General features: G+C 56.5%; 13 protein-coding genes. 9 read left to right on the top strand and 4 right to left on the bottom strand.

The window, feature by feature from the left end; all coding sequences use genetic code 11:
* Positions 1-14: 14 nt before the first annotated feature.
* Positions 15-941, bottom strand: a complete 927-nt coding sequence (xerD, locus tag WDB70_RS02765) for a site-specific tyrosine recombinase XerD (protein WP_406666389.1) — start codon at positions 939-941, stop codon at positions 15-17.
* Here xerD and fldB point away from each other — a divergent pair.
* Positions 940-1,458 carry a flavodoxin FldB gene (fldB, locus tag WDB70_RS02760; protein ID WP_406666387.1) on the top strand — a complete coding sequence of 173 codons (519 nt, stop codon included), beginning with the start codon at positions 940-942 and terminating at the stop codon, positions 1,456-1,458. The genes xerD and fldB overlap by 2 nt on opposite strands.
* Here the strand turns inward: fldB and WDB70_RS02755 are convergent.
* Complete coding sequence (locus WDB70_RS02755) at positions 1,455-2,150, bottom strand: tRNA1(Val) (adenine(37)-N6)-methyltransferase (RefSeq protein ID WP_406666385.1); 696 nt, start codon at positions 2,148-2,150, stop codon at positions 1,455-1,457. The two genes, fldB and WDB70_RS02755, sit on opposite strands and share 4 nt — an antisense overlap.
* 66 nt (positions 2,151-2,216) lie before the next feature.
* Between WDB70_RS02755 and srmB the strand changes: the two genes are divergently transcribed.
* The 3 genes from srmB to WDB70_RS02740 all read left to right on the top strand — a co-directional run bounded on the left by srmB (position 2,217) and on the right by WDB70_RS02740 (position 5,829).
* Complete coding sequence (srmB, locus tag WDB70_RS02750; protein WP_406666383.1) at positions 2,217-3,527, top strand: ATP-dependent RNA helicase SrmB; 1,311 nt, start codon at positions 2,217-2,219, stop codon at positions 3,525-3,527.
* A gap of 125 nt (positions 3,528-3,652) precedes the next feature.
* Positions 3,653-4,030, top strand: a complete 378-nt coding sequence (locus WDB70_RS02745) for a DUF6491 family protein (protein WP_406666381.1) — start codon at positions 3,653-3,655, stop codon at positions 4,028-4,030.
* 224 nt (positions 4,031-4,254) lie between these two features.
* A complete protein-coding gene (locus WDB70_RS02740; RefSeq protein ID WP_406666379.1) occupies positions 4,255-5,829 on the top strand; it encodes an endonuclease in 1,575 nt (524 codons plus the stop codon).
* Between the two features lie 28 nt (positions 5,830-5,857).
* Here the strand turns inward: WDB70_RS02740 and yaaA are convergent, their stop codons facing one another.
* The gene (gene yaaA, locus WDB70_RS02735) at positions 5,858-6,631 is read right to left on the bottom strand and encodes a peroxide stress protein YaaA (RefSeq protein ID WP_406666377.1); all 774 of its coding nucleotides are present in this window, start codon (positions 6,629-6,631) and stop codon (positions 5,858-5,860) included.
* A gap of 160 nt (positions 6,632-6,791) precedes the next feature.
* On the opposite strand from yaaA, the gene rdgC reads away from it, so the two are divergent.
* Complete coding sequence (gene rdgC, locus WDB70_RS02730) at positions 6,792-7,697, top strand: recombination-associated protein RdgC (RefSeq protein ID WP_406666375.1); 906 nt, start codon at positions 6,792-6,794, stop codon at positions 7,695-7,697.
* A 27-nt stretch (positions 7,698-7,724) separates the two neighbouring features.
* On the opposite strand, the gene WDB70_RS02725 is transcribed toward rdgC, so the two are convergent.
* Positions 7,725-8,579, bottom strand: coding sequence for an HDOD domain-containing protein (locus tag WDB70_RS02725; RefSeq protein ID WP_406666373.1), 855 nt, complete (start codon positions 8,577-8,579; stop codon positions 7,725-7,727).
* Between the two features lie 122 nt (positions 8,580-8,701).
* Between WDB70_RS02725 and yegQ the strand changes: the two genes are divergently transcribed.
* The 4 genes from yegQ (at position 8,702) to WDB70_RS02705 (ending at position 11,920) form a co-directional block, all read left to right on the top strand.
* Positions 8,702-9,988 (top strand): tRNA 5-hydroxyuridine modification protein YegQ, encoded by a 1,287-nt coding sequence (gene yegQ / locus WDB70_RS02720; RefSeq protein ID WP_406666371.1) that lies wholly within the window; start codon positions 8,702-8,704, stop codon positions 9,986-9,988.
* Complete coding sequence (locus tag WDB70_RS02715) at positions 9,979-10,218, top strand: YfhL family 4Fe-4S dicluster ferredoxin (RefSeq protein ID WP_406666369.1); 240 nt, start codon at positions 9,979-9,981, stop codon at positions 10,216-10,218. Before yegQ ends, WDB70_RS02715 begins: the two co-directional genes overlap by 10 nt.
* An 88-nt stretch (positions 10,219-10,306) precedes the next feature.
* Positions 10,307-11,248, top strand: coding sequence for a hypothetical protein (locus WDB70_RS02710; RefSeq protein WP_406666367.1), 942 nt, complete (start codon positions 10,307-10,309; stop codon positions 11,246-11,248).
* Positions 11,249-11,359: 111 nt separating this feature from the next.
* Positions 11,360-11,920 carry a hypothetical protein gene (locus tag WDB70_RS02705; protein ID WP_406666365.1) on the top strand — a complete coding sequence of 187 codons (561 nt, stop codon included), beginning with the start codon at positions 11,360-11,362 and terminating at the stop codon, positions 11,918-11,920.
* Positions 11,921-11,943 lie beyond the last annotated feature (23 nt).

Raw genomic sequence — 11,943 nt, 5'->3', positions numbered from 1 at the left:
TAGCGATCCAGCGCTCAGCCGCGCGGGTGATAGGTGCCATGAAACTGCTTGAGCCGCTCCCGGGCGACGTGGGTATATATCTGGGTGGTGGATAAATCAGCATGGCCCAGCAGTAACTGCACCACCCGCAGATCGGCACCATGATTGACCAGGTGCGTGGCAAAGGCATGGCGCAAGGTGTGGGGCGACAGGTCACTGTTGAGCCCGGCCTCCAGCGCATAACGCTTGATACGGTGCCAGAAGGTCTGGCGGGTCATCATTTGCCCCCGTCTGGACGGGAATAAAATATCGCCATCGCTGATCAGCGCCGGCCGGCCATGGCGCAGGTACTGGGCCAGCCAGTGCAAAGCCTCTTCACCCATAGGCACAATACGCTCCTTGTCACCTTTACCCAGTACCCGAACCAGCCCCTGACGCAAATTAACACTGTCACGTTCAAGGCCGATCAGTTCACTGATACGCAGCCCCGCTGCATAGAGCAGTTCAAGCATGGCTTTGTCTCGCAGCCCCAGCGGCTCGTCAGTGCGCGGCGTTGCCAGTAATTGCTCCACATCGCTTTCACTGAGGGTTTTTGGCAGTGGCCGGGTCAAGGTCGGCCGCAACAGCACCGTGGTAGGGTCCTGCTGGCCCTGGCCGGACTCCAGCAAATAGCCGTAGTAGCGCTTGGCCGCCGTCATTAACCGGGCCGTGCTGGACGCCTTGAAGGCCTGATCGGCCCGCCAGTCCAGGTAATCACGCAAGTCGTCGGTGCTCAGTGCCGCCAGCGTTTTACCCCGTGGCTGCGCCCACTGCCACAAGGCCTTGAGATCACGGCCATAAGCTTCAACCGTACGGGCCGACAGCCTTTCTACCAGCAGCAGGTGGTCGAGAAAGGGCTGATAGGGAGCAGTGGATTTTGCTATGCTGCCGCCTCTTCCATGTTGTTTGCCGGATTTAGTCATGCGTATCGGCCTGTTTTACGGCTCTACTAACTGTCACACCGAAATAGTCGCAGAAAAGATCCGCGACGTCATCGGCGCTGAGCTGGTGGAACTGAATAACCTCAAAAATGTGCCAGTGGCGCTGATGGCTGATTACGATCTGCTGATCCTCGGCATTCCCACCTGGGACTTTGGCCAGCTGCAGGAAGACTGGGAAGATCAGTGGGGCGCCCTGGACGACTTAGAACTGTCGGATAAAACCATCGCCCTTTATGGCATGGGTGACCAGCTGGGCTATGGCGAATGGTTTCTGGACGCCATGGGCATGCTCAAAGACAAGCTGGCGCCACAACAGCCGCGTTTTATCGGCCAGTGGCCCCGCGATGGCTACGACTTTGACGCCTCCAAGGCCCTGAACGCAGACGGCACCCATTTTGTTGGCCTGGCACTGGACGATGACAACCAGTGGAAAGACACCGACGCCCGCGTGCAGCGCTGGTGTGTGCAAATTCTCGAAGAGTTTGCCAGCGGCCTTTAAAAGGCCAGGTAAAAATCCTTGCCAAGCCGGCGAAACCGCCGGCTCCACTGGCCGTCATGGCCCTTTAACCACAAGGCACTGTAGTGCGCTTTGAGCGGTGTTTTTTGCCATTGCAGTAACGCTCGGGTGGGCTGGTGGCTGCGGCGATGGCCATATACCGCACAACAACGTGCCAGGTGAAAACCGGCGGCAACCATAGCCTGGTGATAACGGCGCCAGCTTTGCCAGGGCAGTACCAGTGCCGCGCTGTGTTCACTGAGCCTGGCCAGCTCCGCGGCCAGGACTTCGGCGGGTAAGTGCCCACCGTAACGGGCCAGATCCCGGCGCGGATCGGCGCTACGGACACCCGGGTCAAAATACGGCGGGTTAGACACCACCAGCGTGGCCGGGGCCTGCCACTGGCGCATATCGCCTTGAACCATCTTTAAGCGCTTTGCAAACGGGCTGTTTTGAGCATTGTCTTTAGCCTGCACGCTCGCGGCCATATCCAGCTCCAAGCCGGTGATGGTCAGGTCACGGCTCCGTTGTGCCAGCATTAGCGCTATCAGCCCTGAGCCGGTACCCAGATCCAGCACCGTGCCGGCCACCGGTAATGCTGCCCACAAGCCAAGCAACACCCCATCGGTGCCCACTTTCATGGCACAATGCTGATGACTGACGAAAAACTGCTTGAACTGAAACCCCTGGCTCATGGTCGCGATTGTACCGCAGGCCACCTTTGCCTAAAATCACCGCCCCCTTGTAGGAAGGACAGCGCCATGGCGTTTAGCAAACTGGAACTGGACCCGGCCCTGGTCCGGGCCGTTACCGATCTGGGTTTTACCCGCCCCACAGCCATTCAGAGCCAGGCCATTCCGGCCGCCATGGACGGCCACGATGTACTGGCCATGAGCCCGACCGGCACCGGCAAGACCGCAGCGTTTTTGCTGCCGGCATTGCAGCACCTGCTGGATTACCCCAAACAAAAAGGCGCGCCGCCGCGGGTCTTGATCCTGACGCCGACCCGGGAGCTGGCATTGCAGGTTGAACGGGATGCCAAAGCCCTGGCGGCCCATACCAATATCGGCATAGGCTCAGTTACCGGCGGCGTGCAGTATCAGGTGCACGGTAAGGCACTGGCCGGCGAAGTGGATTTGCTGGTGGCCACGCCAGGCCGCCTGGTGGAGTACATCGAAAAAGACCTGTTCGACTGTATCGCCGTGGAAATGCTGATCCTCGATGAAGCCGACCGGATGCTGGAAATGGGCTTTCAGCAGGCCATGGAGCTGATCCTCGATAAGTGCCAGCAACGCCGCCAGACCTTGCTGTTTTCCGCCACCCTCGAAGGCAACAACCTCAGTCAGTTTGCCGAGCGGGCCCTGACCGATCCGGTCTCGCTATCGGCCGATCCGTCACGGCGCGAGCGCAAGAAAATCCATCAGTGGGTGTATTTTTGTGACGACCGCGAGCACAAATTCCAGCTGCTACTGGCGCACCTGCGTCACGCCGACACCCAAAAAGCGCTGCTGTTTGTTCGCACCCGCGAAAAGCTGGCAGAGCTGCGAGACCGGTTAGCCTCGGAAAAAATCAATTGCGTCTGGTTGCAGGGAGAAATGCCGCAGGACCGGCGCAACAATGCAGTTGCCCGCTTTACCTCCGGCGAAGTGCCGGTATTGCTGGCCACCGATGTTGCCGCCCGCGGCCTGCACATTGACGACATCAGTCACGTCATCAATATCGATTTGCCACGTACTGCCGACATCTACATTCACCGCATTGGCCGTACCGGCAGGGCCGGTGCCAAAGGCACCGCCATCAGCCTGGTGGAAGCTCATGATCTGCCGCTGCTGCGCCGTATTGAGCGTTACCAGGGTGAACCCATCAAGCATCGTGTGGTTGACGAACTGCGACCAAAATCCAAGTTCAAAGAGCCGGTGAAAAAGAAGAAAAAGAAAAAAGACAACAAAAAAACGGCAGCCAAAAAGGCCAGCGCCCGCAAGGCGACAGCCAGTAATACGGAGCGTAAGAAAGTGCGCCACCGTGACAGTAAAAACAAAGGGGCGCCGCGGCGCAATAAAACCGAACAGTAAGACTCAGGCCGCTACAGCGGCCTTTTTTGTATCCGGTGATGCTAACCTGAACAGAGCGGCTGTCGCTGTCACGCTTTTTGGCATTAGCGCGTCTAAAGACTGTCAGTCACTGCAGGAGAACCGTGATGAAAATCTATGCAATGGTGGCCATCGCCTTGCTACTGGGCGGCTGCGCCAGTACCGGTAAGACCGCCAAGCCCATCCCCTGGAACCGTTACACCATGGGGCCGCAGCTGGATGTCTACAATCCACGTTTTCATAATTTTCAAATCATCAACCCTAATCAGGTGGTGCTCTGGCAAAGCCCCAACACCGCTTACCTGATGACGGTTTCCGGTAACTGTTTTTTTGACAACAGCTTGCCGGTGTTACGCTTTTCGTCAGGCTGGGCGTCGGTACAGGCCCGCCACGATGTAGTGCTCTACAACGGTCAGCGCTGCCTGATAAACCAGATCCAGCAGCTCAACATTCGTCAGATGAAAACTGACGGCCTGCTCAAATAACCTTTCGCCGCGCTACCCGCAGCGCGGCAGTTAACTCACGAGATCATGCAACAACGGCAGCGAATATCGCCCTGGCATCACGGCTGTTGGCTGCCCGAATATGAATTTTTCAAGAAATTTGGCTTTTTTGCGCCTTTGAACACTGTCCTGTCATTGCTACGCACGTCACCTTGCGTTAATAAAACAGACGATGCAATTTTGCATCAACAACACAGGATAGAAACATGAAAATAAAAGCATTATGGGCAACTGGACTGCTCATGCTGGCAGCGCAAAGTCAGGCGCAGCTGGTGATCTCTGAGGTACTTTACGACGCCCCTAACAACGACAGCACCGAAGAGTTTGTTGAGCTTTACAACACCGGCTGTAGTAGCGTCGACCTGAGCAACTATGCCATTGAGGACAACAACACTACGTTCGCGCTCACTGGTCTGCTTGATAGCGGTAAGTACGTCACCATCGCCCGCTCTGCCAGTGGCTTCTCGGCATTGTTTGGCCAGCAACCTGACATCAGCGGCATGACCCTGGCACTGGGCAACAGCGGTGATTACGTCAAACTGCTCAACGGCAGCCAGGTTGTTGATCAAGTTGGCTGGGAAGGTGGCCTCAGTGGCTGGAGCATCAGTGCTAAAGACCAGTCCATTACCCGCAGCACCTTCACTGCCGCCAGTACCCCCAGTGACTGGCAAGTATCCGCCACCACCGGTACTCCAGGTTCCGGCACCCTGGCCACATCCTGCAGTGGTGGTGGCAGTACCTCTACTGCCACCGCACTGACCAACGGCCAGGCCAGCACCAACAACAGTGGTGCCAGCGGTGATACTCTGAGCTTTTATCTTGATGCCAGCGCCAGCCCGGTGACAGTCACTACCAGTGGTGGCAGCGGTGATGCCGACCTGTACGTGCAAGCCGGCAGCACCCCGACGACAACCAGTTACGACTGCCGTTCCATTAATTCCGGCAACAGCGAGTCCTGCCAGGTCAGCGCCACCGGCCGTATCTACATTAATCTCTACGGTTACCAGAGCTTCAGCGGCGTCAGCGTTACAGCCAGCTTCAATACCGGCAGCACTACCCCGCCCCCCTCCAACACCGATACCTACTACGCCTCCGCCCTGGGGAAAACCGGCAGTGCGCTGCGTAGCGCCTTGCACGCTATCCTCCAGGATCAGGTGCACTTCACTTATTCGCAGGTATGGGATCAACTGGCCTACACCGACCAGGATCCCAACAACGCCAATAACGTCATCCTGCTGTACTCCGGCCGCTCTGAGCCGGCAACCTTCCGGGCCGGCCTGACCAACGATCCAGACGCCTGGAACCGCGAACACGTTTGGGCGAAAAGCCATGGCTTCCCTAACTCGTCGCAATGGGCTTATACCGACCTGAACCACCTGCGGCCGGCCGATGTCACCATCAACTCCAGCCGCGGCAACAAGGACTTCGATAACGGCGGTACACCACTGAGCGAGTCACCAGCCAACAAAACCGACAGTGACAGCTTTGAGCCTGCTGATAACGTTAAAGGTGATGTGGCCCGTATGCTGTTCTATATGGCAGTGCGTTATGACGGCAATGACAACACCGGCGTGCCGGATCTGGTACTGGTAAACCAGGTGGGCACCAGCGGCCCGCAGCTGGGCAAGCTTTGTACCCTGGTGGCCTGGGCGGCTCAGGATCCGGTGTCAGACTGGGAGCGTCGTCGCAACGCCCGTGTCTACGAGCGCCAGCACAACCGTAACCCCTTCATTGACCACCCCGAGTGGATCCAAAGCATCTTCGGGTCTCGTTGCCCATAAATAAAAAAGCCGGCGTCAGCCGGCTTTTTTATTGCTCGTGGCGCAGGAACACCCATGTGTCGTGCTTGGATTGTTCGGCACTGAAAAAGTAGCCACCGTAGTCAAAGGCTTTAAGGTCTTCTGCCTGTTTTACCTGGTGGTCAGCGGCATAGCGCACCATCATGCCGCGCGCTTTTTTGGCGTAAAAACTGATGATCTTGAACTGGCCGTTTTTCTCATCCTTGAATACTGGCGTGATCACCTGGCCATTAACCTGCTTGCTCTTGACCGATTTGAAATATTCATTGGACGCCAGGTTCACCAACTGCTCGTTACCACTGGCCGCCAGAGCCGTATTGATAGCATCGGTGATGATATTGCCCCAAAACTGGTACAAATCCTTGCCGCGGGGATTGGTCAGTTTGGTGCCCATTTCCAGGCGGTAGGGCTGCATCAGATCCAGCGGCTTCAGCAAGCCATAAAGCCCGGAGAGAATACGCAGGTGTTGCTGCAAATAGCTAAAGCCACTGCCAGTTAAACTGCTGGCATCCAGGCCAGTGTAGACATCACCGGTAAAAGCCAGCACCGCCTGCTTGGCATTATCTGGCGTAAAAGGGGTATGCCAATCGGAAAAACGAGCAGCATTAAGGCCTGCCAGCTTATCGGAGATACTCATCAGGCTGGCCAGTTGCGCAGGTGTCAACTCGCGGCAAACCTCGACCAGCGCTTGCGCTTCGCTCAGTAGCTCTGGCTGCGTTGCCGTGGTGGTTGCCGGCGGCGTTTCAAAGTCCAAGGATTTGGCAGGGGATACCAGCATCAACATAGGCAAGGCTCCGTAAAATCAAGTGGTTGTACTTTATCACAGGCGTCAGTGGCTGCCCCGGTGCTTTTATCGATTAGCCTATTCGCCAGCAAACAGGGCTTTTTCCCGGCGGCGGCCTTGGCTACACTCAAGCGCCTTACGCCCAGCCTAGGAATGTTCCATGTGGTTTAAAAACCTGCTGCTGTACCGCCTGACCAAGCCCCTTTCCCTTGATGCCAGTTTCCCCGAACAACTGGCCGGCCAACGCTTTGCCCCCTGTGGCAGCCAGGATGTGGCCCGCTATGGTTTTGTCAGCCCCTTGAGCCGCCGCGAAGACGGTGAACTGGCACACCAGGCCGACGGTAACTGGCTGCTGTGTGTTCGCCAGGAAGAAAAACTGCTGCCTGCTGGGGTGATCAAAGACGCGCTGGACGAAAAAGTGACCGACATTGAACGCGAGCAGGGTCGCCCGGTGGCACGTAAAGAAAAGCAGGCAATGAAAGAAGAAATTGTCACCAGCCTGCTGCCACGGGCCTTTGTAAAGAGCCGTTTTACCTACGCCTATATCAGCGAGCGGTTGAACATGGTGATAGTTGACAGCAGTTCCGCCAGCCGCGCTGAAGAAGTGCTGGGGCTACTGCGTAAAGCCATCGGCAGCCTGCCGGTCAAACCGCTGGCTACCGCCACCCCTGTTGCCGTGAGCCTGACAGACTGGCTGAAAACCGAGGCGCCAGCGCCTTTTGCCGTGGAAGACGAAGCTGAATTTAAATCGTTGCTCGAAGAAGGCGGTGTGATCCGCACCAAGAAGCAGGCCCTGAACAACGAAGAAATTGCCACCTTGCTGGACCAGCGACTGGTTGCCAAGCTGGCGCTGAGCTGGCCGGACATGGCGTCGTTTATGCTGGATGAAGAACTGGCCATCAAGCGGCTGAAGTTTGCCGATGTGTTGCGTGAAGAAAACGATGACATTGACGGCGCTGACAAAGCCGCTCGCCTGGATGCCGATTTTGTGCTGATGAGCCGCACCCTGGAAAAACTGCTGCCGGAGCTGCTGCAAGCCCTCGGTGGCGAAGACGACACCCTGTAAAAAAACGCGGCTCTGGCCGCGTTTTTTTTACAAATCGAAAGCGGCCTTTAATTCATCAAAGGGTTCAGTGAAAGCCGGTTCTTCGACATATCCCACAGAGGGGAACAGCCCCTCTTTGACGGCCTCAGCGGCCAGTGCGTCGGTATCAATGCCGTAGCGCTCCAGTAATCCACAAGCCATGGCCCCCAGGCGTACAAACACCACATAGTCAGGTTCGGCCGGATTGTAATCTGGATCGCGCCAGTGACGCACCACATCCAGCTGTTCTTTGCCAAAGCCCCAGCTTTTCAGCACGTTCAAACCCAGTGGCTGCGACAACCGGGTCAGCACTTTTTTCAGCAGGTAAGGGCTGGTCACGGTTTCTGGTTGCTGTTCGGCTTCGGCGAGGATCGGCAATACACCGATATTGTGAATAAGCCCCGCCAGCTGGGCACCATCAACACTCAACTCCCGCGGGTTGGCACCACCGCGTTCCAGATATTGCTGCAACAACAGACAAGCGGCGCTGGAGACAGATACACTGTCTTCCCATTCGGTCATCATGACATTTTCAACAATAGGGTTGTCGCACAGGAACAGCTGCTGCATGGCGGCACCGGTGACGATAGAACGGATCTGGCGCATACCGATGCGGGCCAAGGCACTTTGAATCGACTCGGCTGACATGCTGCGCCGATACAGTGCCGAGTTGGCCACTTTGATAATGCGCGCCGCCAGTGCCGGATCCTGGCGGATAATGTCTGCCAGCTCGGTCATCGACACTTCTTCACGCTCAGTAGCGCTCCGTACCCGCAGGGCAACTTCCGGTAAAGTGGGGAGGATCAGCGCGTCTTTTTTGATTTTGGAAATCAGCGACGCCAGCAAGTCGTTTTCGTTAGCCATGGGTGTTTCAGTGATCTGTGATGATTCAACGCCTTCTCACTATACCTTAAGGCAGATCAAATGCATCCATCAAAAGAGCGGCTAGGCTGCCCGCTCCTGGCCCACCTTGATGATTGTGACCAATGCAAAAGCCTGAATTACTCTGCCCTGCCGGTAGTCTCAAACACCTTGAATATGCCTTTGCCTACGGTGCCGATGCCGTTTATGCCGGCCTGCCCCGCTATTCCTTGCGGGTACGTAACAACCGCTTTGACGCGGCCAGCCTGAAAACCGGCATTGACCGCGCCCACGCCCTGAGCAAACGCTTTTATCTGGTCGTTAACATTCAGCCCCATAACAGTAAGCTGGCCACCTTCATTAACGATATGACGCCACTGCTGGCACTGGGCCCGGATGCGCTGATCATGTCCGATCCGGGGCTGATTATGCTGGTACGCCAGCATTTTCCCGACATGGCCATTCACCTGTCGGTACAGGCCAATGCCATTAACTATGCCAGCGTGCAGTTCTGGGCCAGCCAGGGGATCGAGCGGGTGATCCTGAGCCGAGAATTGTCGCTGGATGAAATTGCCGAGATCCGCCAGCATTGCCCGGCCATGGAACTGGAAGTTTTTGTTCATGGCGCTTTGTGTATGGCCCACTCCGGTCGCTGTTTGCTGTCAGGCTATATCAACCAGCGTGACCCCAACCAAGGCACCTGTACCAACGCCTGCCGCTGGTCTTACCGAACAGCTCCCGCTATAGAAGACAGCTGCGGCCAACTGGCATTGGCCGAGCCGCAGCAAATGCTGATTGAAGACGTTAGCCGCCCCGGCCAGTGGCTGGCCGCCGAAGAAGACCAGCACGGCAGCTACATTTTTAATTCCAAGGACTTACGAGCAGTGCAACACGTAGCACGGCTCACTGCCATGGGCGTGCATTCGCTCAAAATTGAAGGCCGTACCAAAAGCCACTACTACGTTGCCCGTACCGCCCAGATTTATCGCCAGGCCATCGATGATGCCGCTGCCGGTAAACCCTTTGACGAACAATACCTGAGTGAGCTGGAGCACCTGGCAAATCGTGGTTACACCGAAGGTTTTTTGCAGCGCCACCGGCCGCAAGCCCTGCAGAACTACCATACCGGCGCCCCGGCCAGTGCCCACCAGTTTGTCGGTGAAATACTGAGCGGGAAACAGCAGCAACTGACAGTGGCAGTGAAAAACCGTTTCGCCGTTGGCGACCAGTTACTGCTCGTTACCCCCAGTGGCAACCATCCTTTTACCCTGACGCAACTGGCTAACCAGCACGGCGCCCCTATCGATGTGGCGCCAGGGGATGGTCATCAGGTGGTGCTGACACTGCCCTTTTCCTGCCCGCCAACATCGTATGCGCTGTTGGTCAGACTGGGAGAAGCACCGTGTCCCTGAGCATCAACCATGACTGCATCAACTGCGATATGTGCGTGCCCGCCTGCCCCAATAACGCCATCAGCCTGGGCGCCACAGTGTATGAAATTGACGCTAACCGCTGCACCGAATGCGTTGGCCACTATGAACTGCCACAGTGTCAGGCAGTGTGCCCTATCGACTGTATTGAACAGGGGCCAATTGAGCCTGCCGAGGTGCTGTTGGCCCGTTTTACCCGCTTACACGGCTGACACCTGCTTACAAACATTAACTTTACAGTAACAACAGGCCCCCTCTACCATAGCGGCCACTTTCATTTACTGACGAAAAGGACGTCTTATGAAAAAGGCCGTAATCGCCTTGGGTACGCTGGTGGTGATCGCCGGCGGCGCCATCGCCGGGGGAAACTGGTATGTCGAAAAAAAGGTGCGCCAGCAGCTGACCAAAACCAGTGAGGAGCTGGCCGCCAAAGGCCTGAATATCACCTATGGCGATGTTTCCGCCAATGTCCTGAGCCACAGCTGGCACGTTTCAGACATCACCCTGTATGGCAAACAGCAGCAGCCGATGGTGCATCTGCGCCAAGTGGGCTCTGACTCCCTGGCTTTTGATAGTGTGCCGACGTCGTCTACCGTTACCTACTCCGGCATCCGCTTGGGTACCGGCCTGCTGCAAGATGCGCCCGCCGATATCAAGGCCACCCTTGCGAAACTGGATATTCATGGCACACAGCAATCTCATTACGATAAAGACAAGGGCACCTTCCGAGTCGAGTCCGACACTGTTGATGCCAACCTTGGCCATTTTCGTTTTACCTTTGACGCGGACAATGCCAACCCGCTGGTGAACTGGGCCCTTGCCTTCAAAAAAACGCACCCGCAATCCATCGACAGCAAAGACAAGCAGGCCATGCGCCAGCTCACTATGGAAGTGATGCCGAAGGTCATGGACCTGAAAATCAGCCAGATGAGCATGAGCTTTGCTGATAGCGGCCTGGTTGACATGCTGATGAATATCAAAGGCAAGCAAAGCGGTATGACTCGCGAGCAACTGCAACAGCAGATCCTCTCCGGTGTTGAACACAACCCGATGCTGCAAGCTGCGCACAAAAAAGCCATTGCTGAATTTCTCGGCGGCCACCATGAACTGGTATTGGCCATGAAACCGGCGCAGCCTATTCAACTGGCGCAGCTGATGGACCCTAAGTTCAAGACCCGCTTCAAAAGCCCGCAGCAACTGATGCAGTTTTTTGGCCTGAGCCTGAACGGTACAGCCCTGTAACCGCGAAGGATTTCTGTCATGACAGTAAAAGGTGCCCTGATGGCACCTTTTTCATGTCGACGTCAGCTAGCGTCCTCTATGCTTGTTGCGAACCTTAAAAAGGAGACACTGATGCAAAGATGGAAAACAATACTGCTGGCCACCGTTGCCCTGTTACTGGGCGCCTGCAGCGTCACCGGCAACACCCCGGCAGAAAAGCGTCAGGCGGTGCTTAACATGCGCAGCGACACCCTCAAGCAACTTTATAAAGAACACCCCAAAGCCCGCAGCCAGATAGCCTCAGCTTATGGTTATGGTGTTTTTGACATGGCCAATCAAAACCTGATTTTACTGTCGACGTCCGGCGGCTATGGCGTCTTGACCGACAAAGCCGGGCGCCACACCTATATGCGTGTTGGCGGTGGTGGTGTTGGCTTTGGTCTGGGCATCAAAGACTACCGGGAAGTGCTGATCTTCAAAAACAAAGCCGATTTTGAGCGCTTCCGTGACCACGGCTGGGACGCCAGTGCTCAGGCAGAAGCAACCGCTAAAGCCAACAACGACGGTGGCGAAGTCACTGCCAATCAGTCAGTTGACTTGGATGTCATCACTTATCAGATAACCCAGTCAGGAGCGGCCTTACAAGCGACCATCGGCGCCGCTAAATACTGGCCCTGGGACGCACTGAACTAAGCCAAACCCCGCTGATGCGGGGT

Origin of the sequence: Gallaecimonas aegicerasi (assembly GCF_045291545.1) — a bacterium.
Classification (GTDB): domain Bacteria; phylum Pseudomonadota; class Gammaproteobacteria; order Enterobacterales; family Gallaecimonadaceae; genus Gallaecimonas.
Note: the sequence above shows the minus strand (reverse complement) of the source record. Positions and strands in the feature narration are given on the sequence as shown.

What these genes read in the sequence shown, in the direction of transcription:
- fldB (WP_406666387.1), top strand. Translation starts at nt 940, where the DNA reads ATGCGTATCGGCCTGTTTTACGGCTCTACTAACTGTCACACCGAAATA.
- xerD (WP_406666389.1), bottom strand. Translation starts at nt 941, where the DNA reads ATGACTAAATCCGGCAAACAACATGGAAGAGGCGGCAGCATAGCAAAA.
- WDB70_RS02755 (WP_406666385.1), bottom strand. Translation starts at nt 2,150, where the DNA reads ATGAGCCAGGGGTTTCAGTTCAAGCAGTTTTTCGTCAGTCATCAGCAT.
- srmB (WP_406666383.1), top strand. Translation starts at nt 2,217, where the DNA reads ATGGCGTTTAGCAAACTGGAACTGGACCCGGCCCTGGTCCGGGCCGTT.
- WDB70_RS02745 (WP_406666381.1), top strand. Translation starts at nt 3,653, where the DNA reads ATGAAAATCTATGCAATGGTGGCCATCGCCTTGCTACTGGGCGGCTGC.
- WDB70_RS02740 (WP_406666379.1), top strand. Translation starts at nt 4,255, where the DNA reads ATGAAAATAAAAGCATTATGGGCAACTGGACTGCTCATGCTGGCAGCG.
- yaaA (WP_406666377.1), bottom strand. Translation starts at nt 6,631, where the DNA reads ATGTTGATGCTGGTATCCCCTGCCAAATCCTTGGACTTTGAAACGCCG.
- rdgC (WP_406666375.1), top strand. Translation starts at nt 6,792, where the DNA reads ATGTGGTTTAAAAACCTGCTGCTGTACCGCCTGACCAAGCCCCTTTCC.
- WDB70_RS02725 (WP_406666373.1), bottom strand. Translation starts at nt 8,579, where the DNA reads ATGGCTAACGAAAACGACTTGCTGGCGTCGCTGATTTCCAAAATCAAA.
- yegQ (WP_406666371.1), top strand. Translation starts at nt 8,702, where the DNA reads ATGCAAAAGCCTGAATTACTCTGCCCTGCCGGTAGTCTCAAACACCTT.
- WDB70_RS02710 (WP_406666367.1), top strand. Translation starts at nt 10,307, where the DNA reads ATGAAAAAGGCCGTAATCGCCTTGGGTACGCTGGTGGTGATCGCCGGC.
- WDB70_RS02705 (WP_406666365.1), top strand. Translation starts at nt 11,360, where the DNA reads ATGCAAAGATGGAAAACAATACTGCTGGCCACCGTTGCCCTGTTACTG.